Genomic DNA, 24,194 nt, shown 5'->3' with positions numbered 1-24,194 from the left:
GTGTTGAACGGTCTGAACGAGATCAACTGGGCGGCTCTCTTCCACGCGTACGGCCCGGCGGAGGACACGCCTGACCTGCTGCTGGCGATGGCCTCGGCCGACGAGGACGAGGCGGAGGAGGCACTCGACGAGTTCGTGGGCAGCGTCTTCCACCAGGGCACCGTCTACCCTGCCACCGTGCCGGCCGTGCCGTTCCTGGCCGAGCTGGCATCGACCGCCCCGCACCAGCGGGCGTCGATCCTCGCCACCGTGGGCATGCTCGCCGACCGGCACCACGCCTACGGCGACGAGGAGGTGGAGGTACGCGAGGCGGTGCGCGCGCAGGCGGACCGCTTCCCGGCGCTGCTCGACGATCCCGACCCGGAGATCCGCACGTACGCGGCGTACACCGTGGCTCAGTGCGGTGACCGCCTCCCGGCCGCGCTGCTGCGGGATCGGTGGGCGACCGAGAGGGAGCCGGCCGTCCGCGCCTCGCTGGCGCTGGCGCTAGGGCTGCGCGACGCGGCCGCTTCCGCCGATCTGCTGGGCGGCGCGCTGCTCGACGGTGAACCTCCGGTCCGCGTCGCCGCCGCCGTCGCGCTGCTGCGGGCCGGCCTGCCCTGGCCCGCCGGCGCGGTCATAGCCCTCGCCGACGCGGTGGGCGACGAGGCGGAGCTCGACTACGTGTGGCAGCGGCACGGCGAGGCGCTCGACGAGGTGGCGCTCGAGGCCGGCGACGACGTGGTGGCCGATCTGTTCGCGCGGCTGCTGGACGCCGGGGCGGATGCCCGCCGCGCCGCCCTCTACGCGATGGGCGTGCGGATCCGGGCCCGGCGTTCCGCACCGGGCCTGTTGCTGCCCCTGCTGGACCGGGTGCTCGACGACCCCGACGAGCGCGTCCGCCACGACGCTGTCGGCCTGCTGCGCCTGGCGGGTGCCGGCGCCGGGACGTACGTCGACCAACTCGCCCGGATCGCCGCCGGCTACCCGGAGGTGGCCGGTTCCGTCTCCATCACCGCGCCGCGGCGGGCGGTGGAGACCCTGGCGATGCTGGCCGACCCTCGCTGGATCGAGCCCGTCTGTGCCGCCTGGACGGCGGGGCAGGACGTGCGGCTGCCGGTCGACAAACCACCCTTCGGCCCGGCGCTGCTGGCCGTCGCCCGGGAACGGCTGGCCGTCGGCGGACCGACCCGGCTGGTCGCCGGACTGGCCACGCTCATCGGACGGTGGGGATCGGCCGCTGCCGCCGCCACACCGGAGCTGACCGCCGCGCTGGCGGTCGCGCCGGTCCAGGTGACGGCCGCGCTTGCCGCGATCGGGCTGCTTCCACCGGTGGCCGTGCCGAAGGTTCGGGCTGCGGCGTCGGCCGGCGACATTGCGTCCGGGCTGGCGCTGTGGCGCCGCACCGGCGAGTCGGAGCCGCTGGTGGCGGCCGTCGAGGCGCACCTCGACCGGGGTGCGAACGCCAACGACCGCGAGTTGGTGCTGACGGTCGAGGCAGCATCGGGGGCGCTCGGGGCGCTCGCGCCCAGGCTGCGTCCGTATCTGACCGGGGTGGCCCTGCCCACGTACCCGGAGCGGCAACTTCAGATGGTGGCGGCCCGGATCGTCCACGCGGCGACCGGTGACACCGCGGCCATCCTGCCCACCGTCCGCGCGGTGCTGGCCGACGGTGATCTGCCCGCCCGGGCCGCCGCCGAACTGGCCGCCCTGTTGACCGAGCCGGGGCTGGAGCCGGTGCTGCGAGACCTCCTTTCCGACCAGTGGGCGCGGGTGTCCGCGGCGCGTGCGCTCTGGCGACTCGGGGTGCCGGCGGACGAACTGGCTCCGGCGCTGATCCGCGCCATCGAGGACGAGTACGGCTCGCGGGACGCCCTGCCGCTGCTGGTCGAGATGGGCGCGCGAAGCGTGCTGCCGGCCCTCCGGGACCTCGCCGAGCGGGACCGCCGTGTCATCACCGCCGGGATCGAGGACGACACCGTGTGGAGCGACGAGCGTTTCCAGCGTGACCTTCGTGCCGCCGTCGCCGTCCTGACCACCGAAGAGGTCAGCCGGCCAGGTGGGAGCGGATGAGGAACCGGACCCCGTCGGGCGCCTCCAGCGAGAACCCGCTGCCTCGGCCCGGCACCACGTCGACCGTCAACCGGGTGTGCTTCCACAACTCCCACTGGGACGTCGACATCCAGAACTCGACCGGCTCGGGTACCCCGTCAACCCGCAGAGCGGCGAGCAGCACGTCGGAGCCGCCGGTGCGGAACTCGCCGGCCGGGTAGCACATCGGGGCGCTGCCGTCGCAGCAGCCGCCGGACTGGTGGAACATCAGCGGCCCGTGCCGCCCCCGCAGCGACCGGATCAACTCGGCCGCCGCGGGGGTCACGGTCACGGCATCGGCCATCAGAAGAAGCCGAGCTTCTGGGTGGAGTAGCTGACCAGCAGGTTCTTGGTCTGCTGGTAGTGCTCCAGCATCATCTTGTGGTTCTCCCGGCCGATGCCGGACTGCTTGTATCCGCCGAACGCGGCGTGCGCCGGGTACGCGTGGTAGCAGTTGGTCCAGACCCGCCCGGCCTGGATGGCCCGCCCGGCCCGGTACGCGGTGTTCATGTCCCGGGTCCACACGCCCGCGCCGAGCCCGTACAGGGTGTCGTTGGCGATCTTCACGGCGTCGTCGAGGTCGGCGAAGGAGGTCACCGAGACCACCGGGCCGAAGATCTCCTCCTGGAAGATCCGCATGGAGTTGTCGCCCTCGAAGATGGTCGGCTCGACGTAGTACCCGCCCGACAACTCGCCGCCCAGATCCGCCCGGGACCCGCCGGTCAGCACCTTCGCGCCCTCCTGCCGGCCGATGTCCAGATAGGACAGGATCTTCTCCAGCTGGTCGTTGGACGCCTGCGCGCCGATCATCGTGTCGCTGTCCAGCGGGTGCCCCTGCACGATCTGCTCGGTGCGGGAGACCGCCGCGGCCAGGAAGTCGCTGTAGTGGCCCTGCTGGATGAGCGCCCGCGACGGGCAGGTGCAGACCTCGCCCTGGTTGAGGGCGAACATGGTGAAGCCTTCGAGCGCCTTGTCGAAGAAGTCGTCGCGGGCGGCGCTCACATCGTCGAAGAAGAGGTTCGGGCTCTTGCCGCCCAGTTCCAGGGTGACCGGTTTGATGTTCTCGCTGGCGTACTGCATGATCAGCCGCCCGGTGGTGGTCTCACCCGTGAACGCCACCTTGGCCACCCGGGGCGAGGCCGCCAACGGCTTGCCGGCCTCCACGCCGAAGCCGTTGACGATGTTGACGACGCCGGGCGGTAGCAGGTCGGCGACCAGCGAGAGCCAGTAGTGGATCGACGCCGGGGTCTGCTCGGCCGGCTTGAGCACCACCGCGTTGCCGGCGGCCAGGGCGGGCGCCAGCTTCCAGGTGGCCATCAGGATCGGGAAGTTCCACGGGATGATCTGCCCGACCACGCCGAGCGGCTCGTGGAAGTGGTACGCAACGGTGTCGTCGTCGATCTCGCCGAGCGAGCCCTCCTGGGCCCGGATGGCCCCGGCGAAGTACCGGAAGTGGTCGATGGCCAGGGGGATGTCGGCCGCGAGCGTCTCCCGGATCGGCTTGCCGTTCTCCCAGGTCTCGGCGATGGCGAGGGACTCCAGGTTCTCCTGCATCCGGTCGGCGATCCGGTTGAGGATCAGTGCCCGCTCGGCGACCGAGGTGCGGCCCCAGGCGTCGGCGGCGCCGTGCGCGGCGTCGAGGGCACGCTCGACGTCCTCGGCGGTGCCGCGGGCCACCTCGCAGAAGGTCTGCCCGGTGACCGGGGTGGGGTTCTCGAAGTAGGCGCCGCCGTGCGGCTTGACGTACTCGCCGCCGATGAAGTGGTCGTACCGGGACTGCCAGTGGGTGGGCGCGTCGTAGCGCGTCATGGTTACCTCCGCCGTCGTGGTGCGGGTGTCGGCGGGGACCCTAGTTTCCGCGACGTTGCAGCCACGTTGCGCGCGACAGGTCGTACTCCCCGGCGAGCTGGTCGACGCGGGCCTGCGCGAGCGGCCGGCGCGGCGCGCCCGCCGGCAACGCCCGCGCGAGGGCCTGCCAGGCGGTCAGGTCGTCGGCCCCGGTCGGCGTCGCGGTCCAGGCCGTGAGCAGCGCCGGGTCCGCGGCGGCCAGCACGGCCGCGCGCAGCTGCCCGTCGATCAGCCGGCGCAGTCGCGCCACTCCCGGCGCGTCGGAGCCGGGCAGCAACGGCCCGGAGTACGCGTCGAGCGCTCCCGCCGGATCACCGCGGTCCAGCCGGTCGGTGACGGTACGGAAGTCGGCCCGGACGGTGCCGCGCAGCCGGTACGGGCGGGAGTCGAGCAGCTCCGGGCCGAGCGCCCGGCGCAACCGGGACAGCTCGGCGCGCAGGGTGACCGGGTGCAGCCGGTCGTCGCCGTAGAGGTCGAGGCCGAGCTGCTCGCCCGTGCGCCCCTCGGGATGCTCGGTCAGCAGGACCAGCAGCTCGCTGTGGCGGCGGCCGAGGCGGATCCGCCGTCCGTCGACGCGCAGCTCGGCCTCGTCGCGGCCGAGGGCGGCGATGGTCGCCACGCCGGGCTCGACCGGTCGGTCGGCGGCGAGCTGCGCCTCGGCGGCCCGGGCGGTGGCCCGGACCAGGGCGAGGCTGTGCGGGTTGGCCAGGTGGTCGCCGCCGGTGATGTCGACCGCGCCGAGCAGCCGCCCGGTCAGCGGGTCGTGGATCGGCGCGGCGGCGCAGGTCCAGCGCTGCACCGGGCGGCTGAAGTGCTCGGTGGCGAAGATCTGCACGCTGTGGTCGACCGCGAGGGCGGTGCCAGGGGCGTTGGTGCCGGCGTGGGTCTCGTCCCAGCGGGCGCCGGGGACGAAGTTCATCCGCTCGGCGTGTCGGAGCACTCCCGGGTGGCCGTCGACCCAGAGCAGCCGCCCGTGGGCGTCGCAGACCGCCATCAGGTGCGCCCCGTCCAGGGCGATGCCGCCGAGCAGGTCGCGGAAGAGCGGCAGCACCCGGGAGAGCGGGTGGGTGGCGCGGTAGGTGTCGAGTGCGTCGTCGGTCAGGTCGACCGGCGGGGTCGTCTCCGGGTCGAGCCGCGCCGAGCGTTCCCAGGACCGGCGGACCACCTCCCGGACCGGGTGCGGCGCGGCGCCGGCGGTGAGGAAGGCTTCGTGGGCGGCGCCGACCTGCGCGATCCGCTCCGCCGGATCGACGCCGAACTCCAAGGCGAGCCATGGGTCAGCCATCGGGCGACCTCCTCGGCCCCCATCGTGACGCAGCTCACCCCTGATCGCCAACCGCCCCCTCCCGGCGGGACGGACGACGCAGAGCGCGCGGCGGCGGGACGAAGCCGGCGGGGCGGTCTTGCGGCGGTTTGTCCGTCGAGCGTCGCCGTGGAGGATGGCTTTCGGGTGCTTACAGAACCCTTAACCCCGGCCTGCGACGGTATGCCGGACGGAGAGGGACCAGGGGGAGTGCGAACGTGCGGGTGCTGGTGGCGGACGACGAGCGGTTGCTGGCGGACACGGTGGCGGAGGGGCTGCGACGCCTCTCGATGGCCGTCGACGTCTGCTACGACGGCGACGGTGCGCTGGAGCGGATCGGGGTGAACCGGTACGACGTCGCGGTGCTGGACCGGGACATGCCCGGGCACACCGGCGACGAGGTCTGCCGCAGCATCGCCGGCTCCGAGTCCGGCACCCGGGTGCTGCTGCTCACCGCGGCCGCCGGTATCCGGGACCGGGTGGCCGGGCTGGACCTCGGCGCGGACGACTACCTCACCAAACCGTTCGCCTTCGCCGAGCTGGTCGCCCGGGTGCAGGCCCTCGGCCGGCGGTCCGCGCCGGCGCTGCCGCCGGTGCTCGCCCGCGACGGGGTGGAGCTCGACGTCGCCCGGCACGTCGCCACCAGGGACGGCCGCACGCTGGCGCTGAGCCCGAAGGAGTTCGCCGTGCTGCACGTGCTGCTGCGCTCCGGCGGGCAGGTGGTCAGCGCCGAGGAGCTGCTGGAACAGGCCTGGGACGAGTTCGCCGACCCGTTCACCAACGCCGTCCGGGTCACCGTGATGACGCTGCGCAAGAAGCTCGGCGACCCGCCGGTCATCCACACCGTGACCAAGGCCGGTTACCGGCTCGGCGGTCCCGCGTGACCTGGACGCCCCGCCGCCGGGTGATGCTGGTGGGCCTGCTGGCGCTGCTGGCCGGGCCGGTGCTGCCCTCGGTCAGCAATTGGCTGATCGTGCTGATCTGGGCCCGCGGCCAGAAGTTCTGCCACCTGCCGCTGCCCGGGCTGCTGGACACCTGCACGCAGGTGCGACCGGTCGCGTTGGTGCTGCCCGTGGTGGCCCTGGTACTGGTGGCCCTGGTCGCCCTGGTGGCGCTCTGGTTCGGGGCGGTGTGGTGCCTGCGCCCGGTGCGCGACCTGGCCGGACCGATCGCGCACCTCGGCCCGCAGAACCTCGGGCACCGGATCCGGCCCCGGGGCCGCGACGAGCTGGCCCGGCTCGCCAGGTCGATCGACGAGATGATGGAACGGGTCTCCGCCGGCTACGAGGGGCAGCGGCGGTTCGCCGCGAACGCCTCGCACGAGCTGCGCACCCCGCTGGCCGTGCAGCGGACGCTGATCGAGGTGGGGATGGCCCGGTCGCTCACCGCCGAGCAACTGGAGCTGCTGACCGGCCAACTGCTGGAGACCAACGAACGCAACGAACGACTCATCGAGGGTCTGCTCGCGCTCAGCGAGAGCGACCAGGGGCTGCGCTCCCGTACGCCCGAACGGCTCGACGAGATCGTCTCCGGGGTGCTGGCCGCGTACGCCGACCGGGCCCGCGAGGCCGCCGTCACGATCGACGCCCACCTCACGCCCCGCATCGTGGTGGGCGAGCGGGTGCTGCTGGAGCGCCTGGTCACCAACCTGGTGGAGAACGCCATCAAGTACAACCGGCGCGGCGGCTCGCTGACCGTGACGGTGAGCGGCACGCCCGCGCTCTCCGTGGTCAACACCGGTCAGCCGGTGCCGGCCGAGGCGGTGGCCGGCCTCTTCGAACCGTTCCGGCGCCTCGCCCGGGACCGCACCGCGCAGGGCGGCGGCGCCGGCCTCGGGCTGGCCATCGCCCGGTCGATCACCCAGGCGCACGCCGGCATCATCGCGGCCCGACCCGCCGAGCACGGCGGCCTGCGGGTGGACGTCCAGCTACCCACCTCCACCTGACACCCATCCACCATCCCGGGGTCCGCCTTCCGCGGCATCCCTTCCTCCGGCGTGCCCGGAAACCGACCAACCTGCGCGGCCGTGACCCCGGTCCAGCCCGCCCGGAGCCGGAAAGGAGAGACCTGTGACCACGCTGAGCGACCGGACCACCGAGACCCTGCCCGTCATCGCGCCCCGCGCCGAGCGCCTCGCCTGGGCGGACGTGGCCAAGGGCGGCTGCATCATCCTGGTGCTGCTCTGGCACGTCATCGTCAAGCACTACCTGCGGATCGACTGGCAGGTCGGCCTGCCGGTGCCGGGGGCGTGGGGGCTGCTCGGGGAGCAGTTGCTGCCCCTGCGGATGCCGCTGTTCTTCGCCATCTCCGGGATCTTCGCGGCGAGCGCCCTCGGCCGGCCCTGGCGGACGGTCCGCCGGTCCCGGGTCGCCCGCCTGCTGCACCTGTACGTGCTCTGGCTGCTCGTGCACACCGCCGTGCTGGCCCTCGCCCCGCACTTTCCGACCGACCGGGCCACCAGCCTGCCCGGTCTGCTGGCCCAGCTCACCGTCACCCCGTCCAACCTGTGGTACCTGCCCGCGCTGGCGCTCTACTTCGTACTGGCCAAGGCGCTGCGACGGGTGCACCCGGCGGTGCTGCTCACGGCGGCCGGGGTGCTGTCGGCGGTGGCGGCGGCCGGCCTGCTCGACACCCCCGGCAACCGGGGTGGCGTCTACCAGAACCTGGTGTTCTTCCTGGCCGGTCTGCACCTGCGCCCCCACCTGCAGCGGTGGGCGGCCACCGCCACCGACCGCCGCCTCCTGCTGACCTCCGCCGGCTTCGCCGCCGCACTGGCCGCCACGGCGGTCGTCGGGCACTGGTTCGGCGCCTCGCTGCTGGTCTCGGCTACCGCGGTGGCGTTCGGCATCACCGCGGCGGCCCGGCTCGCCCGGCGGCCGATTCTCGCCGGTCCGCTCGCCGCCCTCGGCCGCCGCACCCTCCCGGTCTACGTCATCCACATGCCGGTGCTCGCCCTGCTGGACCGGCTGCTCGCCGGCCCGGTCGCCGACCTGGACACGACGAGCCGGGTGCTGCTGGTGGCCGGCTACCCGGTCCTGCTCACCGCCACGGTGCTGGTCGTCAGCCTGGCCCTGCACCGCGGGCTGCTGGCGCTGCGCGCGACCTGGCTGTTCGACCTGCCCGCCGCATCCCGGCGCTGACCCGATCCGCGACAGAAGGAGAAGTTCATGTCCCGCACAGCTACCCCGGCCGGTCTGCACCGCGCCGACGTCGAGGAGGCCGCCCGGTGGCTGTCCGGCCGGGTGCTCCGCACCCCGGTGCTGCGTTCGGAGACGATCGACCGGCTGGCCGGCGCCCGGGTGCTCATGAAGGCGGAGAACCTGCAGGCCGGCGGCTCGTACAAGATGCGCGGCGCGCTGCTCGCGGTCGGCCGGCTCGCCGCCGCCGGGCACACCGGGGTGGTCGCGCAGAGCACCGGCAACCACGCGGTGGCCGTGTCGCTGGCGGCCCGGCGGCACGGCCTGGTGGCCACCGTGGTGCTGCCGGTCGACGCCGCACCGACCAAGGTGTCCCGGGCCCGGGCGGCCGGGGCGCACGTCGTGCTCGCCGGCACCACCGTCGAGGAGCGGATGGCGGTGGCCCGCCGACTCAGTGCCGAGACCGGGCACCCGCTGGTCGACGCGTACGACCACCCGGACGTGATCGCCGGGCAGGGCAGCGCGAGCCTGGAGTTGATCGAGGAGGCGGCCCGCCTCGGCACCCCGCTGGACGCGCTGGTGGTGCCGGTCGGCGGGGGCGGCGGGGCCGCCGGCGCCTGCCTGGCCGCGTCCGGTCTGCCGATCGACGTGTACGGGGTCGAGCCGGTCGGCTGCGACTCGCTGGCCCGCAGCCTGGCCGCCGGCCGACGGGTCCCGGTCGAGCCGGCACCCACGATCGCCGACGGGCTGCGCCCGTCCTGCGTGGGTGAGCTGCCGTTCACCGTCCTGCGGACCGCCCTGCGCGGGGTGGTCCGGGTCGACGACGAGGAGATCGCGGCGGCGTTCCGGCTGCTCCTGCTGGAGCTGAAGGTGCTCACCGAGCCCTCCGGCGCGGCCGGCCTGGCCGGCGCGTTGAGCCTCGCTGCCGGCGGGGCCGGCGGGCTGGACCTCGCTGCCGGCGGGGCCGGCGGGGTGGACCTCGCTGCCGGCGGGGCCGGCGGGGTGGACCCCGCGGCCGGGCGGGCCGGCGCGGGCGCACAGCGGTACCCGACGGTCGGCGTGGTGCTGACCGGCGGCAATGTCGAGGCGGCTCTGGTCGCCACGTTGGCGGCCGAGCAGGTCGCCGACCTCACGAGTGTGGAAGGGGTGGCAGCATGAACGCGCCGATCCGGATCGGAATTCTCTTCGGTGGCCCGTCGGCGGAGCACGAGGTCTCCTGTGCCTCGGCGCTCGGCGTGGCCCGGGCGCTGGCCGGTGGCGGCTACCGCACGGTCGCCATCGGCGTCACCCGTACCGGCGGATTCCGGCTGGTGCCGGACGCGGTGCTGGCCGAACTGCTGGACCGGCCCGCGACCGCGCGGGCCATCGACGACCGGCTCACGGTGACCGGCCCGGCCGTCGAGCTGCGAGCCGGCCCCCGCCCCGGCACCGTGCAGGTGTGCGCGGGCGACGCCGCGGGCGCGGTGCATGCCGAACTGGACGTGGTCTTTCCGGTGCTGCACGGCCCGTACGGCGAGGACGGGGTGGTCCAGGGGCTGCTGGAGTCGCTGGACGTCCCGTACGTCGGGTGTGGCATCCTCGCCTCCGCCGTCGGCATGAACAAGGCGGCCATGAAGCGGGCCCTGCGCGCCGACGACATTCCGATCACGCCGCACGTCACCTTCGACGCGCACACCTGGCGAGAGGCCGACGACCCGGAGAAGCTGGTGGTGGGGCTGCGCCGGCCGCTGTTCGTCAAGCCGGCCAGCATGGGTTCCTCGATCGGGATCTCCCGGGTCGCGGAGGGCGACGACCTGTCCGCCGCGCTGGAGGAGGCGTTCCGGCACGACCAGACCGTCGTGGTCGAGCAGGGGGTGACCGGCCGTGAGCTGGAGTGCGCCGTGCTGGGCGGCTGGCGGCCGGAGGCGTCGGCGGTGGGTGAGGTGCGGGTCGCCGGCGGGTGGTTCGACTACCAGCAGAAGTACTTCGGGGACGCCGACCCGATGGTCGTACCGGCCGTGCTGCCCGACGAGGTGACCGAGCGGATCCGCGAGCTGTCGCTGCGCGCGTTCGCCGCCATCGGCGGGTGGGGTCTGGCCCGGGTCGACTTCCTCTACGACGAGTCGACCGGTGAGCTGTACGTCAACGAGCTGAACACCATGCCCGGCTTCACCGCGCACTCCATGTACCCGAAGGTCTGGGCGGCCGCCGGCGTCGGCTACCGGGAGGTGGTGGACCGGCTGGTCGAGCTGGCCCGCACCCGGCACGCCGAGCGGGCCGCGACCGCCGCCCGGAGCGCCCGATGATCCTGCTCTCCGACCCCCGGGTGGCGGCGGTGCCGAGCGCCGACGACGGCGATCCGCTCGTGGACCTGCGCGACCTGTCCGAGCTGCGGCTGGACGGGCGGGCGGCCGACCCGGCCGGGGCGTACGCCATGCTGCGCCGTGGGTTGGCGGACCGGCTGCTGGCCGCGCAGCGCACGCTGCCCGCCGGGGTACGCCTGCTGGTCATCGAGGGGTACCGCCCCTACCAGGCCCAACTGGGCATCTTCACCGGCTACCGGGACGAGCTGCGCCGGCGGCACCCGGAGTGGTCACCGGAGCGGCTGCACCGGGAGACCACCAAGTTCGTCTCGCCGGTCGAGGTGGCGCCGCACAGCACCGGCGGGGCGGTGGACCTGACCCTGTGCACCGACGACGGCGTGGAGCTGGACCTGGGTACGGCCGTCGACGCCACCCCGGAGGACAGCGCCGACGCCTGCTTCACCGATGCCCCAACCATCGGTCCGACCGCCCGACGGAACCGGCGGATCCTGGTGGACGCGCTCAGCGGGGCGGGGCTGGTCAACTACCCGACCGAGTGGTGGCACTGGTCGTACGGCGACCGCTACTGGGCGCTGCGCACCGGGGCGCCGCACACCCGGTACGGGCCGGTGGACCTGGCCGCCGCCGCCATCGGTACGCGTACCGACTGAACGGTGTGACGCTCCCGTCCGTACCAGGCGGTGCAGGACACCACCGAGGACGGGAGACGGCGATGAGGGTGCAGCGCAGGCACGTGCTGGCGGCGACGATGGCGGTGCTCGCCGCGGCGGGCGTGGCGGTGGGGACCGGTTTCGGGTTCGCCGACACCGCCCCCGCTCGGCCGTCGGTCTGCTCTGGCCCGGTCACCTTCTCGGCCGAGGGCGGGGCGCCGGCGGCGACCAGCGACCGGTTCCCGGTGGGCACCCGGCTGCGGGTGACCAACCTGGACAACAACCGGGCGGTGACGGTGACGGTGACCGGCCCGTCGGGCAGTTGCGTGCTGCTCAACGCCGCCGCCATGGAGCTGGTCCGGGAGCCGGGCAGGAACGTGGTCCGCCGCAACGTGGTGGACCGGTTGGACGGCGTGGCCGCGCCGGCCACGCCCGCCGCCGGTTCGGTCCGTCCCGGCGCCGCCTCGCCCGGTGCCCCCGGCCCGGCGCCGCGCTCAACCTGCACCGGGACGATCACCTTCTTCGCCGAGGGCGGTGCGCCCGCGGCGACCAGTGGGCAGTTCCCGGTCGGGACCCGGCTGCGGGTGACCAACCTGGACAACAACCGGGCGGTGACGGTGACGGTGACCGGCCCGTCGGGCAGTTGCGTGCTGCTCAACGCCGCCGCCATGGACCAGATCCGCGAGCCGGGCAAGAACCTGGTGCGCCGCAACACCGTCGAACTGCTCCGCTGAGACGGGCGCTCGCGGTCGCGCCGGCGCTCGCTCGGGTAGGAAGGGCCCCTTCCTATGCACCAGGCGTTAAGAAGGGGCCCTTCCTTCGGCTCAGGCGAAGGCGGCGTCGAGGATGTCGGCGCCGCGGGTGAGATCGGCGTCGGAGATCACCAGCGGGGGCAGGAAGCGCAGCACGTTGCCGTACGTGCCGCAGGTCAGAGTGAGCAGGCCGGCGGCGTGGCAGGCCGCCGAGATCGCCGCCGTGGCGGCCGGATCGGGGACGAGGGTGCCCGGCTGCACCAGTTCCATCGCCAGCATCGCGCCCCGGCCGCGTACCTCGGCGACGCGCGGGTCCCGCTGGGCGATGGACCGCAGCCGCGCGCCCAGCACCGACCCGATCCGGCGGGCGGCGCCGGCCAGGTCCAGCTCGTGCATGGTTTCGATGCTGGCCAGCGCGGCGGCGCACGCGATCGGGTTGCCGCCGTAGGTGCCGCCGAGCCCGCCGGCGTGCGGCGCGTCCATCAGCTCGGCCCGACCGGTCACCGCGGCCAGCGGCAGGCCGCCCGCGATGCCCTTGGCCAGGGTGACCAGGTCGGGTTCGACGCCCTCGTGCTGACAGGCGAACCAGTCCCCGGTGCGGCAGAACCCGGTCTGGATCTCGTCGGCGATCAGGGCCACCCCGGCCGCCGTCGCCCACGCGCGCAGCGCCGGCAGGAATCCCGGTGCGGGTACGACGAAACCGCCCTCGCCCTGGATCGGCTCGATCAGCAGCGCGGCGACGTTCTCCGCGCCGACCTGCTTCTCCACCATCTCGATCGCCCGCGCGGCGGCCTCGGCTCCGGAGAGCCCGCCGTCGCGCAGCGGGTACGACATCGGCACCCGGTAGATCTCGCCGGCGAACGGACCGAACCGGTGCTTGTACGGCATGTTCTTCGCGGTCAACGCCATGGTCAGGTTGGTCCGGCCGTGGTACGCGTGGTCGAAGACCACCACCGCCGGCCGCCCGGTCGCGTGCCGGGCGATCTTCACGGCGTTCTCCACCGCCTCGGCGCCGGAGTTGAACAGCGCCGAGCGCTTCTCGAACCCGCCCGGGGTGAGCGCGTTGAGCTGCTCGCACACCGCCACGTACGACTCGTACGGCGCGACCATGAAGCAGGTGTGGGTGAACCGCTCCACCTGCGCCCGCACCGCCTCGACCACCCGGGGCGCGGAGTTGCCCACGTTGACGACCGCGATGCCGGCGGCGAAGTCGATCCACTCCCGCCCGTCGACGTCGGTGATCGTCCCGCCGCTGGCCCGGTCCACGTAGGACGGGATGACGCTGCCGACACCCCGGGCGACGGCCGCGCCGCGCCGCTTGTGCAGTTCCTCGGAGGAAGGCATCGGGTCAGCCCTCGATGTTGTGCATGACGTGCTTGATCCGGGTGTAGTCCTCCAGGCTGTAGACCGAGAGGTCCTTGCCGTGCCCGGAGTGCTTGAAGCCGCCGTGCGGCATCTCCGACACGAACGGGATGTGCGTGTTCACCCAGACGCAGCCAAAGTCCAGCCGCCGGGTCATCCGCATCGCCCGGCCGTGGTCCTTCGTCCAGACGGAGGCGGACAGGCCGTAGTCGACGCCGTTGGCCCAGCGCACCGCCTCGTCCTCGTCGGAGAAGCGCTGCACGGTGATCACCGGGCCGAACACCTCGTCCTGGATGATCTCGTCGGCCTGCCGCAGCCCGGAGACCACCGTCGGGGCGTAGAAGTAGCCGCGCTCGCCGTGGCGGGAACCGCCGGCCTGCACCGCCGCGTGGTCCGGCAGCCGGTCGACGAACCCGCTGACCCGGGCGAGCTGGTTGGCGTTGTTCAGCGGGCCGTAGAGCACGTCGGCCTCGTCCGGCGTGCCGGTCTTCGTGTTGCGGGCCTGCTCGGAGAGCGCCGCCACGAAGTCGTCGTGGATGCCCGGGCCGGCGAGCACCCGGGTCGCGGCCGTGCAGTCCTGCCCGGCGTTGAAGTAGCCGCCCACCGCGATCGCCTCGGCCGCCGCCTCGACGTCCGCGTCGTCGAAGATCACCACCGGGGCCTTGCCGCCCAGCTCCAGGTGGGTCCGCTTCAGGTCGGGGGCCGCCGCCGCGGCGACCTCCATGCCCGCGCGGGTCGAGCCGGTGATCGACACCAGCTGCGGGGTCGGGTGCGAGACCAGGGTACGACCGGTGTCCCGGTCACCGCAGACCACGTTGAACACGCCCGGCGGAAAGAACTCGGCGGCGATCTCGGCCAGCAGCAGCGTGGACACCGGCGTGGTGTCCGACGGCTTGAGCACCACGGTGTTGCCGGCCGCGAGCGCCGGGGCGATCTTCCAGACCGCCATCATCAGCGGGTAGTTCCACGGGGTGACCTGGGCGCAGACGCCGATCGGCTCGCGCCGCACGTACGAGGTGTGCCCGGCCAGGTACTCCCCGGCGGAGCGCCCCTCCAGCAGCCGGGCGGCGCCGGCGAAGAAGCGGAACTGGTCCACCGCCGGCGGCAGCTCCTCCTCGGCGGTGAGCTGGCGCGGCTTGCCGGTGTTGCGCACCTCGGCGTCGACCAGCTCGGCGGCCCGGGCCTCCACCGCGTCGGCGAGCTTGAGCATCGCCTTCTGCCGCTCGGCCGGGGTGGCGTCCCGCCAGCCTTCGAACGCGGAGGCGGCGGCGCTCATCGCGGCGTCCACGTCGGCCGCACCGGAGACCGGGGCCTGCGCGAAGACCTCTCCGGTGCAGGGGTCGATGAGGTCGGCGTAGCCACCGTCGACCGGCTCGACGTAGGAGCCGTTGATGAAGTTGCGCAGCTGTTGCTGGTCACTCATGACTGGATCTCTCCGAGGGGGGCCGGGGGTGCGGTCAGCGGCGGTTATCGCAATCTCTCTGCCATCTTCGCTACTGAATTCGCGGCAGACAAGGGCTGCGGCGACTGTTTCCGTCGACTGCTCTCTCGTCTACGCTGCTCGGCGTGGAGCCCGTAGCCTTCTTCGTCGCCTCCCGCCCCGCCCATGGCGAGGGCGAGCTGACCGTCCACCACCCGTACGACGGGCGCCCGGTGGGTCGTACCACCCTCGCCACGGCCGACCAGGTCGACGCCGCCGTCGCCGCGGCGGCCGGGGTGGCCGCGCAGGCCGCGGCACTGCCCGCGCACGTGCGCGCGGCGGCCCTGGACCACGTCTCGCGGCGGATCGCCGAACGCGCCGAGGAGGTCGCGGCACTGATCACCGCCGAGAACGGCAAGCCGCTGAAGTGGGCGCGGGCCGAGGTCGGCCGGGCGGTCTCCACCTTCCGCTGGGCCGCCGAGGAGGCCCGCCGCTTCTCCGGGGAGTTGCAACGCCTGGACACCGACCCCGCCGCCACCGGGCGGATCGCCCTGGTCCGCCGGGTGCCGAAGGGGCCGGTGCTTGGCATCGCACCGTTCAACTTCCCGCTCAACCTGGTCGCGCACAAGGTCGCGCCGGCCATCGCGGTCGGTACGCCGATCATCGTCAAGCCGGCCCCGGCCACGCCGCTCTCCGCGTTGCTGCTCGGTGAGCTGCTCGCCGAGACCGACCTGCCGGTGGGGATGTTCTCGGTGCTGCCGCTGCCCAACTCCCGGGCCGCCGAGCTGGTCGTCGACCCACGGCTGCCGGTGGTGTCCTTCACCGGTTCCGGGCCGGTCGGCGCGGCCATCCGCCGGCAGGTGCCGGAGAAGCACGTGACGCTGGAGCTGGGCGGTAACGCCGCCGCGGTGATCTGCGGCGACTGGTCCGCCGAGGAGGACCTGGACTTCGCGGCACAGCGCATCGCCACCTTCTCCAACTACCAGGCCGGCCAGTCGTGCATCGCCGTGCAGCGGGTGTACGTGCACCGGGCGCTCTTCGCCGACTTCCTGCCCAGGCTGGTCGCCTCGGTGCGGGCACTGCGCACCGGTGACCCCGCCGATCCTTCGACGGACGTTGGCCCCCTGGTGTCCGAGGACGCGGCCCGCCGGGTCGAGGAGTGGGTGGCCGAGGCGGTCCTCGCCGGCGCCACCGTCGAGGTGGGCGGCGCCCGCGCCGGCGCCACCTATCCGCCGACCGTGCTGACCGGGGTGTCGGCGGACGCCAAGGTCTGCGCCGAGGAGGTCTTCGGGCCGGTGCTGGTGGTCACCCCGGTCGCCGACGACCAGGCCGCGTTCGCCGCGGTCAACGACTCGGCGTACGGGTTGCAGGCCGGCGTGTTCACCCGTCGCCTCGACGTCGCCTTCGCCGCCGCCCGGGCGCTGGAGGTGGGCGGCGTGATCGTCGGGGACGTGCCGTCGTACCGGGCCGACCAGATGCCCTACGGCGGCATGAAGGGCAGCGGGGTCGGCCGCGAGGGGCTGCGCAGCGCCATGGACGACTACACCGAGCCGCGGGTCATGGTGCTGACCGGGGTGGCTCTCTAGCGGCCGGTCACCACGTCCCGTCGTCGCGGTGAACTGGAGCAGGAAATTGTTGACCTACTACGTGATCTACCGCGATGACGAAAAGGCGGACGCGGCCGGCCTTTTGTCATGGACGTGGGACGCGGCCAAGCGGTTCTTTGGGACCACCGAAGGCGGGCATGGGCCTACGATCCTGGGCTTGTCATGCGCTTCCTCGATGATTACAGGCACTCCGATCAATATGACACTGTGGATCGTGAGGCGGCCGAGGGCGTAGCCCGGGTGGTTACCGGAGGCGTCAACCTGCCCGATGAGGAGGCTCTTCGGGCGATGTTGGCCGAGGGCGGTGGCGACGCCACGTAGGGATGGTCCCGGTTGCGGATCCGGTCCCGGATCGACAAGGGTCGTCGCATGGCTGATTTCCTCGCAGAATCCGACGCGCAGACGCCGCAGCCCGACGGCCAGCCCATCCGGACCTTCGGCTGGTTGGACAGGTTTGTCCACCCGGACGAGGATCCGCGGTCCGGCGGCGGCTTCTCCGACGAGCGGACGATCCTCGTCCACTACCTGCGCGACCAGCGTCTCACCTTCCAACTCAAGTGCGACGGCCTGGACGCCGACCAGTTGGCCCGGCGGGCGATTCCCCCGTCGACGATGTCGCTGCTCGGCCTGATCCGGCACCTCGCCGAGGTGGAGCGCGGCTGGTTCCGGCGGACGATGGCCGGCCAGGACGCCCTAAAGATCTACGCGTCGGAGGCCGACCCCGACGGCGACTTCGACGGTGCGGTGGCCGATCCCGAGGTGGTTGCGGAGGCGTGGCGGACCTGGCAGGCCGAGGTGGAGTTCGCCGAGCGGTTCGTCGCCGAGGCTCCGGACCTGGGTGTGCAGGGGCGTCAGCGCCTGGGCAACACCGTCGTGCTGCGCGAGCTGTTGGTGCACATGATCGAGGAGTACGCCCGCCACAACGGCCACGCCGACCTGCTGCGGGAGCGGATCGACGGTCGGGTGGGTGAGTGACCCGATTCCGGCCCGGTACGGGTGTCGCGGCGGACGAATAGCATTGGGCGATGACAAAGCGGGAGACGGGTGACAGGGAACGGTCCACTGCCTGGGCCTGGCCGGTCGGCATCCTGATCGGTCTGGTGATCGGCATCCCCTCGTTCGGTACGAGCGGGGGAGTCGCCTTCGGTGTTGCCATCGGCATCGCCTTCGCGCTCGTCTTCGGGGCGTCCACGAGCCGAAACGGCGCCGGTGGGCGCGGGAGCGACCCCGGCAGCGCGAACGGAAGCGACCCGAACGGCAGCCCGCGCGGCGCCGACGCCGGCCCGAGCGACGATGATCCGCCTTACGGCGCTGGCGGCTCCACCGCTGGCGCTCCGGACACCAGCGGTGCCGGACACGACGCCGACGCTCGGCATCGGCAGTGATCGACTCGAGATCAAGGAAGTCGGGGTGCCGGAGGCTGGAGGACACCCCGACCTGCATGATCTCGAGTGGATCACGAAACGCCGCGAGCGCCGGGGGCGGGGCAGGTGCAGTGAGGACGCCGGGCAGCGTGGCGGAGGCGGTGGCCGTACAGGAGGAGTTGCGGCCGTTGGTCGACCTGGTCGGGCCGGGGCCGGCCGCGCCCACGACGGTGGCCGGCCTGGACGTCGCGTACGCGCAGAGCGGCGACCTGCTCGCGGCGGCCGTGACCGTGCTGGACGCCCGGACGCTGGCGGTCGTCGACGCAGCCGTCAGCGTGGGCCGGCCCGCGTTCGGCTACGTACCGGGGCTGTTCGCCTTCCGTGAGCTACCGGCGCTGCTCGCCGCACTGGACCGGCTGACCACCCGCCCGGAGTTGCTGGTGTGCGACGGGCACGGGCTGGCCCATCCGCGCCGGTTCGGGCTCGCCTGCCACCTGGGGGTGGTCACCGGGCTCCCCGCGCTCGGAGTCGGCAAGACGCCGCTGGTCGGCGAGTGGGCGCCGCCGGCGGCCGAGCGGGGTGCCTGGTCGCCGCTGCGCGACGGGGGCGAGGTGGTCGGACGGGTGCTGCGGACCCGGGACCGGGTCAAGCCGGTCTTCGTCAGCGTCGGGCATCGGATCAGCCTGGAGAACGCGACCGCGCAGGTGCTCGCGTTGACCCCGCGGCACCGACTGCCGGAGACCACCCGCAGTGCCGATCGACTGTGCAGACAGGCGCTGACCGAACACCCGCGCCGGCCCTGACGCGGCACCGAGCGGCCGGTCGCCCGACCGGACTCGGAGCCGCCCCTACTGACCGCTGCCGGCCATGATCGGCTGCTGCGGAATCTCGGCCTCCGGCTCGGGTTTCGCGTCCCGAGGGCGACTCATCCGACCGAGGGCCAGGGCCGTGGCGTAGCCGAACGAGGCGGCAATCGGAAGCCAGACCGGAAGCAGGAGCCGCTCGGCCTCGTCGTCGATCGGATGGGCGACCAACAGGGCCAGGCCGGAGAGGCCGATGCCGATCCACAGGAGAGCGACATCCCGGGCCCGGATGATGAGTACGGCCGCGGCGGTCACGGTGGCCACGGTGGTCAGCGGCGCGATCAGTGTGGCCCGGATCTGGCCCGGCCAGAAGTCCACGTTCTGCTGGAACAGCCAGCTGTACGGATCAGGGATGTCGGGTCTGCGGAAGTGTCTGGTGGCGAAGTCCTGAATGGTCTCGTTGAGCGACGGCAGGGCGAGCAGGTGACTCACCGTGAACCAGGCCGACAGGGTGACCAACCCCAGGGCCGCGGTGACCAGAGCGCCGCGGCGGTTGGCACCGCGAGTGAGCAGAGCGACCAGGCCGGCGACCAGGAGTACCAGCGCCAGCGCCACCCCGTTGGCGGACTTGGCCGCCAGGGTCCAGGCCAGTGCGGGGACGGCGATCAGCAGGCCGGTCAGGGTGCGACCCCTCGTGATGACCATCGCTCCGATCAGCGTGCCGAGGCATCCGGCGAGCATCGCGCCCTCGGCGAGCATCCGGGTGATCCAGAACCCGGTCGGTAGCAGGAAGAGGAGCACTGTGGCAAGGATGCCGACCAGCCTCCTGCGGAGCGCCATCCACGCGGCGAGATACATCAGCAGACCGGTGGTGACCGCGAGCAGCATGGTGGCCGCCACCATGCCGCGCCAGGCTCCGAGCGCCTTGACGAACGGCGCGGCGAGCAGGGGATACCCGGGGCGGCTGTCGAAGATCGCGATGTAGCGCTTGGAGATTCCTTTCTGCGGGTACGAACGGCAGCCCGGACGCAGGCCTCGGTCGACCGCCGAGCGGTTGAGGTCTCGGCAGACCTGCCTGGAGGCACGGGCGGACGCCGTCGGCTCGTCGACCCCGGCGAACATCTGGGCCTGCCTCATGTACCAGTAGCTGTCCCCCGACACGGCGATCCGGCGTGGGTCCTCGTAGCGGACGAGGAAGAGTCCGGCACTGATCGCCACCACGAGCAGCACCCAACACAGCTCGACCAGGCGTGGCTTCGTCGGCCGGAGCCGAGCGGCGAGCGCGGAGCTTCTCGACATCGAACTGTTGTCCATCGTCATTTCACTGTCGCCCTGTGCTGTTGTGGTCGCGAAAGGAGCGTGCGGACGCTGCCGGGATCCCTGACCGGGCCGGAACATCTGGCTGCCGTGTCGGTCGGTCGGCGTACGGTAACAAAAACAGCCCGCTATGGATGGCCCGTCGACGGCGCGTCCGGGCGGCAGGCGCTGGTCGTTGCCGCCGTCGCGCCCGGCGCGATCGCGGTTCGTCCGCCCCCTGTTGCGACGCGCCAGCGGGGGCCGGCACGGAGACGCGGCACACATCCGGGGTGCTCTATGACCAGGTGGCGCGCAGGCCCGGTAGTAACCTGACCGGCGGACCCCACCAGGGGAGGAACGGCGAGGTGATCATGTCGGTACGGCGGCACGCGGCGCGGCTCGCGACGGTCTGCGCGGTGCTGGGCGGACTGCTGGTGCTCGGATCGTCCCCGGCGCTGGCCGAGGGTGACTCGGTCCGGGTGCGTTCGGCCGGCAGTTTCACCGCTGGCGGTTCGACCGGCGGCGTGAACGTGGAGGTACGCAGGCGCACCGCCGGCTGCGTGCTGCCGCGTACCGCCCTCGGGCTGCGGCTGGTGGGGGTCAGTGCCGACCAGGTCGCCGTGCAGGTGAACGCGCAAGGTGAGTGGCGCTCGGTGCCGGTCACCGGCGACGGTGGCAACCTGAACGCCGCGCCGACAATGCTGGGCAGGGCCCTCTGCAAGGGCAAGACCGTCACCGTCCGCTACCGGGTCGCGTTCGCGGCGGGCACGCCGAACGGCCGGCTGGTCGTGACGGGTGAGGCGACCAACGCGTCCGGCCAGGCGCTCGGCCGGGGCAGCGACTCGTCCCGGGTGGTCGGTGGCCAGGCCACCGGGTCGCCGTCGCCGACGAGGAAGCCGTCGCCCACTCCCAGCGCGACCACGGCGCCCGCGAGCACCGACGTCGAGCCGGCCCTGGCCGCCGCGGTGGGCACTGGCGGCACGCGGACGACCGCCGCGGAGGCGACGTCCTCCGGTGGGTCGAAGGCGTTGTTGTTCGGCATCGGCATGGTCGCCGTCGGGCTGCTGCTGATCGTCCTGCTGGTCCGCCGTTCACGGCAGGACAAGGCGTCGGACCCGGTGGCGCCGACCGTTCCGCTGCCGCGCAACCCCGGTGGCACCACCTACCGCTCCGGGGCGCCGGGCCCGACCCCACCGCCGGCCGGTGCGGTGTACGGCAAGCAGCCCGCCGCGTCCGGATCGGTGTACGGCACCCGCCCGCCCGAGCCGCCCGCCGCTGCCGCCGGCCCGGCCGCCTCGGTTCCGCCGCGGCCCGGGACCCCGCCGGACGAGGCCGACGGTGGCGACCACACCACCGTCATGCCCCGGCTCCCCGGCTGAGCCAGGAAGCGCCGCGCCGCTCCGATACGCTCAGGTCCGTTGACGACCTGTGCCCGAGGAGTGAACCCGGTGTCTGAGCTGTCCCAGATCGTGAAGGCGTACGACGTCCGAGGGACGGTGCCGGACCAGTGGGACGAGCGGGCCGCCGAGGCGCTGGGTGCGGCCTTCACCCAGTTGCTCAACACCACCGACGAGCCGGGTGACGCCGTCGTCGTCGGGCACGACATGCGCGCCACCTCGCCCGGCCTGGCCGCCGCCTTCGCCGCCGGCGTACGCGCCGAGGGGCGCTCGGTGATCGAGATCGGGCTGGCCAGCACCGATCTGCTCTACTTCGCCTCCGGCTCGCTGGACCTGCCGGGGGCGATGTTCACCGCCAGTCACAACCCGGCCCAGTACAACGGCATCAAGATGTGTCGCTCCGGTGCCCGGCCGATCGGGCAGGACAGCGGGCTCGCCGAGATCCGGGACCGGGCGCAGGCGCTGCTGGACTCGGGCGTGTCCCGTCCGGCCGGCGCGCCGACCCAGCCGGCGGACCGCCGCGACCTGCTCCCCGACTACGCCGCCTACCTGCGCAAGCTGGTCGACCTCTCCACCATCCGGCCGCTGAAGGTGGTGGTCGACGCCGGCAACGGGATGGGTGGGTTCACCGTTCCGACCGTGCTCGGCGACGCCGCGCTCTCCGCGCTGCCGCTGCAGATCGTGCCGCTCTACTTCGAGCTGGACGGCACCTTCCCCAACCACGAGGCCAACCCGCTGGACCCGGCGAACCTGGTCGACCTGCAGCGTGCGGTGGTCGAGCACGGCGCGGACATCGGGCTGGCCTTCGACGGCGACGCCGACCGGTGCTTCGTGGTCGACGAGCGCGGCGAGCCGGTCTCGCCGTCGGCGATCACCGCCCTGGTCGCCGCCCGCGAGCTGGCCAAGCACCCGGGCTCCACGGTCATCCACGGCGTGATCACCTCCCGCGCGGTGCCGGAGATCATTCGCGAGCACGGCGGGGAGCCGGTGGTGGCCCGGGTGGGACACTCCTTCATCAAGGCCGAGATGGCCCGGACCAACGCCATCTTCGGCGGCGAGCACTCGGCGCACTACTACTTCCGGGACTTCTGGTTCGCCGACACCGGGATGCTCGCCGCCATGCACACGCTGGCCGCGCTCGGCGAGCAGTCGTTGCCGCTGTCGGTGCTGGCCGCCGAGTACGAGCGGTACGTGGCCTCCGGCGAGATCAACTCGACGGTGGCCGACCAGGCCGCGGCGGTGGCCGAGGTGCGGGCCGCGTACCCGGAGGCGGAGGTCGACGAGCTGGACGGGCTCACCCTGCGCTTCCCCGATGGCGCCTGGTTCAACCTGCGCGCCTCCAACACCGAGCCGCTGCTGCGGCTCAACGTCGAGGCCCCTGGCCGGGATCGGATGATCTCGCTCCGTGACGAGGTGCTCGACCGGGTTCGCCGATAAGATCGCCTGCGCCGGTCGGCACCGCCGCCGGTGAAGCCGCACACGTGGAAGGAGCCGCGCACATGGCCTTGGATCCGCAGTTGCTCGAGATCCTCGCCTGTCCGGACACGCACCACGCCCCGCTGGACTACGACGCCCAGGCGCAGACGCTGACCTGCACGGAGTGCGGCCGGATCTTCGAGGTCCGCGACGACGTGCCGGTGCTGCTGCTCGACGAGGCGCGTGGCGGCCCCGGGCAGCAGTCATGATCGACGGTACGGCCGGGGTCAGCGGCCGCCGCGAAGCCGACGAGGCGCTGCTGGACAACCCCGACGCGCTGGCCGAGCACGACCCGGGCGGCATGCTGCGGCACACCGCCTCGGCTGGTGCCCAGGTACGCGAGACGGCGGCGCTGGCCGCCGAGGCGAACCTGTCGGCGCTCGCCGACGAGGGGCGGCCCCGGGCGGTGGTCATCGCCGGCATCGGCACCGCCGGACGGACCGGGGACGTGCTGGCCACCGTGGCCGGGCCGCGCTGCCCGGTCCCGGTCATCCCGCACCGCAGCGCCGGCGTGCCCGGCTGGGTCGGCGCGGCCGACGTGGTGATCGCGATCAGCGCCTCGGGCCGCAGTCCGGAGGCGCTCGGCGCCGCCGAGGCGGCCCACCGGCGCGGCGCGCGGCTGGTCGCCGTGGGCGCCCCCGACTCGCAGTTGCAGTCGGTGGCCGAGCGGGCGCGGGCGCCGTTCATCCCGGTGCCCCGGCGTGCCCCGGCCCGGGCCAGCCTCTGGGCGCTCACCGTGCCGGTCCTGCTCGCCGCCCGTAGCCTCGGGCTGGTGAAGGTCAACGAGGCGGATCTGGCGGAGACGGCGGCGCGGCTCGACGCGGACGCCGACCGCTGCCGGCCGACCGCCGAGTCCTTCGTCAACCCGGCGAAGTCGCTGGCGCTGGGTCTGGCCGGCTCGGTTCCGATCGTCTGGGGCTCGTCGCCCCTGGCCACCGTGGCGGCCCGCCGGTTCGGTGACACCCTGTCGGCCAACGCCCGCTACCCGGTGGTCACCGGCGCGCTCGGCGAAGCTGGCCGGGGCCGGGTGGGGCTGCTCGACGGGGTCTTTGGCGGCCTGGCCGAGGGGGAGCGGGACATCTTCGCCGACCCGGCCGAGGACGACGGCGAGGGCACCCGGCTGCGGCTGGTGCTGCTGCGCGACGGCGGCCTCAACGCCGAGGACGACACCGACGAGCCCCTGGCGGTGGAGGAGCGCCGCGCGGACGCGGTGCAGACCCTGGCCGAGCGGCGCGGCGTGCGCTGCGACGTGGTGACCGCCGAGGGCGGTTCCGCGCTGGAGCGGCTCGCCTCGCTGATCGCCGTGCCGGACTTCGCCTCGATCTACCTCGCCCTGGCTCACGGTCTGGACCCGATGGCGGTACCAGCCATCACCGAAATGAAGGAGCTGTCGAACCAGTGAGCGA

At 73.3% G+C, this 24,194-nt stretch carries 22 protein-coding genes; 16 read left to right on the top strand and 6 right to left on the bottom strand.

Translation table 11 applies throughout. From position 1 onward, the window contains the following. Window positions 1–2,052: a HEAT repeat domain-containing protein gene (locus tag ACFOW4_RS21355; RefSeq protein WP_377530407.1), complete on the top strand. Its 2,052-nt coding sequence runs from the start codon at window positions 1–3 to the stop codon at window positions 2,050–2,052. Here the strand turns inward: ACFOW4_RS21355 and ACFOW4_RS21350 are convergent. From ACFOW4_RS21350 to ACFOW4_RS21340, 3 genes are read right to left on the bottom strand one after another with little or no spacing between them, the layout of a single operon-like run. Beyond that, entirely contained in the window at window positions 2,027–2,374 is a 348-nt protein-coding gene (locus ACFOW4_RS21350) for a DUF779 domain-containing protein (RefSeq protein ID WP_377530405.1), read from the bottom strand. The two genes, ACFOW4_RS21355 and ACFOW4_RS21350, sit on opposite strands and share 26 nt — an antisense overlap. Continuing rightward, window positions 2,374–3,879, bottom strand: a complete 1,506-nt coding sequence (gene adh, locus ACFOW4_RS21345) for an aldehyde dehydrogenase (RefSeq protein WP_377530403.1) — start codon at window positions 3,877–3,879, stop codon at window positions 2,374–2,376. Before adh ends, ACFOW4_RS21350 begins: the two co-directional genes overlap by 1 nt. Before the next feature lie 40 nt (window positions 3,880–3,919). Further along, window positions 3,920–5,203 carry a GAF domain-containing protein gene (locus ACFOW4_RS21340; protein WP_377530400.1) on the bottom strand — a complete coding sequence of 428 codons (1,284 nt, stop codon included), beginning with the start codon at window positions 5,201–5,203 and terminating at the stop codon, window positions 3,920–3,922. A 236-nt stretch (window positions 5,204–5,439) separates the two neighbouring features. Here ACFOW4_RS21340 and ACFOW4_RS21335 point away from each other — a divergent pair, with 236 nt between their 5' ends. From ACFOW4_RS21335 to ACFOW4_RS21305, 7 genes are all read left to right on the top strand, one after another. After that, window positions 5,440–6,105, top strand: coding sequence for a response regulator transcription factor (locus ACFOW4_RS21335; protein WP_377530397.1), 666 nt, complete (start codon window positions 5,440–5,442; stop codon window positions 6,103–6,105). Beyond that, window positions 6,102–7,166, top strand: a complete 1,065-nt coding sequence (locus ACFOW4_RS21330; protein ID WP_377530394.1) for a sensor histidine kinase — start codon at window positions 6,102–6,104, stop codon at window positions 7,164–7,166. Before ACFOW4_RS21335 ends, ACFOW4_RS21330 begins: the two co-directional genes overlap by 4 nt. A gap of 124 nt (window positions 7,167–7,290) precedes the next feature. After that, complete coding sequence (locus ACFOW4_RS21325) at window positions 7,291–8,361, top strand: acyltransferase family protein (RefSeq protein WP_377530392.1); 1,071 nt, start codon at window positions 7,291–7,293, stop codon at window positions 8,359–8,361. 27 nt (window positions 8,362–8,388) lie between these two features. After that, complete coding sequence (locus ACFOW4_RS21320; protein ID WP_377530390.1) at window positions 8,389–9,516, top strand: threonine/serine dehydratase; 1,128 nt, start codon at window positions 8,389–8,391, stop codon at window positions 9,514–9,516. Next, window positions 9,513–10,643, top strand: coding sequence for a D-alanine--D-alanine ligase family protein (locus tag ACFOW4_RS21315; protein ID WP_377530388.1), 1,131 nt, complete (start codon window positions 9,513–9,515; stop codon window positions 10,641–10,643). Before ACFOW4_RS21320 ends, ACFOW4_RS21315 begins: the two co-directional genes overlap by 4 nt. Further along, window positions 10,640–11,311, top strand: a complete 672-nt coding sequence (locus ACFOW4_RS21310; RefSeq protein ID WP_377530386.1) for a M15 family metallopeptidase — start codon at window positions 10,640–10,642, stop codon at window positions 11,309–11,311. Before ACFOW4_RS21315 ends, ACFOW4_RS21310 begins: the two co-directional genes overlap by 4 nt. Before the next feature lie 62 nt (window positions 11,312–11,373). Beyond that, a complete protein-coding gene (locus ACFOW4_RS21305) occupies window positions 11,374–12,045 on the top strand; it encodes a hypothetical protein (protein ID WP_377530385.1) in 672 nt (223 codons plus the stop codon). 90 nt (window positions 12,046–12,135) lie between these two features. On the opposite strand, the gene gabT is transcribed toward ACFOW4_RS21305, so the two are convergent. Both gabT and ACFOW4_RS21295 read right to left on the bottom strand, forming a co-directional pair. Then, entirely contained in the window at window positions 12,136–13,407 is a 1,272-nt protein-coding gene (gene gabT, locus ACFOW4_RS21300) for a 4-aminobutyrate--2-oxoglutarate transaminase (RefSeq protein ID WP_377530383.1), read from the bottom strand. A gap of 4 nt (window positions 13,408–13,411) precedes the next feature. Then, window positions 13,412–14,848, bottom strand: a complete 1,437-nt coding sequence (locus tag ACFOW4_RS21295) for a gamma-aminobutyraldehyde dehydrogenase (protein WP_377530380.1) — start codon at window positions 14,846–14,848, stop codon at window positions 13,412–13,414. 143 nt (window positions 14,849–14,991) lie between these two features. Between ACFOW4_RS21295 and ACFOW4_RS21290 the strand changes: the two genes are divergently transcribed. The 4 genes from ACFOW4_RS21290 to nfi all read left to right on the top strand — a co-directional run bounded on the left by ACFOW4_RS21290 (window position 14,992) and on the right by nfi (window position 18,619). Continuing rightward, a complete protein-coding gene (locus tag ACFOW4_RS21290; protein ID WP_377530378.1) occupies window positions 14,992–16,431 on the top strand; it encodes an aldehyde dehydrogenase family protein in 1,440 nt (479 codons plus the stop codon). Between the two features lie 390 nt (window positions 16,432–16,821). Further along, window positions 16,822–17,427, top strand: a complete 606-nt coding sequence (locus ACFOW4_RS21285) for a DinB family protein (RefSeq protein WP_377530376.1) — start codon at window positions 16,822–16,824, stop codon at window positions 17,425–17,427. Between the two features lie 50 nt (window positions 17,428–17,477). After that, window positions 17,478–17,837, top strand: coding sequence for a hypothetical protein (locus tag ACFOW4_RS21280; protein WP_377530375.1), 360 nt, complete (start codon window positions 17,478–17,480; stop codon window positions 17,835–17,837). 110 nt (window positions 17,838–17,947) lie between these two features. Then, a complete protein-coding gene (gene nfi, locus ACFOW4_RS21275; protein ID WP_377530373.1) occupies window positions 17,948–18,619 on the top strand; it encodes a deoxyribonuclease V in 672 nt (223 codons plus the stop codon). A gap of 45 nt (window positions 18,620–18,664) precedes the next feature. Here the strand turns inward: nfi and ACFOW4_RS21270 are convergent, their stop codons facing one another. Then, a complete protein-coding gene (locus tag ACFOW4_RS21270; RefSeq protein ID WP_377530371.1) occupies window positions 18,665–19,918 on the bottom strand; it encodes a hypothetical protein in 1,254 nt (417 codons plus the stop codon). A gap of 368 nt (window positions 19,919–20,286) precedes the next feature. Between ACFOW4_RS21270 and ACFOW4_RS21265 the strand changes: the two genes are divergently transcribed. The 4 genes from ACFOW4_RS21265 to ACFOW4_RS21250 all read left to right on the top strand — a co-directional run bounded on the left by ACFOW4_RS21265 (window position 20,287) and on the right by ACFOW4_RS21250 (window position 24,190). Next, window positions 20,287–21,294: a hypothetical protein gene (locus ACFOW4_RS21265; protein WP_377530370.1), complete on the top strand. Its 1,008-nt coding sequence runs from the start codon at window positions 20,287–20,289 to the stop codon at window positions 21,292–21,294. Window positions 21,295–21,363: 69 nt separating this feature from the next. Beyond that, window positions 21,364–22,749 (top strand): phosphomannomutase/phosphoglucomutase, encoded by a 1,386-nt coding sequence (locus ACFOW4_RS21260; RefSeq protein WP_377530367.1) that lies wholly within the window; start codon window positions 21,364–21,366, stop codon window positions 22,747–22,749. Window positions 22,750–22,811: 62 nt separating this feature from the next. Continuing rightward, a complete protein-coding gene (locus tag ACFOW4_RS21255; RefSeq protein ID WP_377530364.1) occupies window positions 22,812–22,997 on the top strand; it encodes a Trm112 family protein in 186 nt (61 codons plus the stop codon). After that, window positions 22,994–24,190 carry an SIS domain-containing protein gene (locus tag ACFOW4_RS21250; protein WP_377530362.1) on the top strand — a complete coding sequence of 399 codons (1,197 nt, stop codon included), beginning with the start codon at window positions 22,994–22,996 and terminating at the stop codon, window positions 24,188–24,190. Before ACFOW4_RS21255 ends, ACFOW4_RS21250 begins: the two co-directional genes overlap by 4 nt. Window positions 24,191–24,194 lie beyond the last annotated feature (4 nt).

Source organism: Micromonospora sp. GCM10011542 (assembly GCF_042650685.1).
Taxonomy (GTDB): Bacteria; Actinomycetota; Actinomycetes; order Mycobacteriales; family Micromonosporaceae; genus Micromonospora.
Note: the sequence above shows the minus strand (reverse complement) of the source record. Positions and strands in the feature narration are given on the sequence as shown.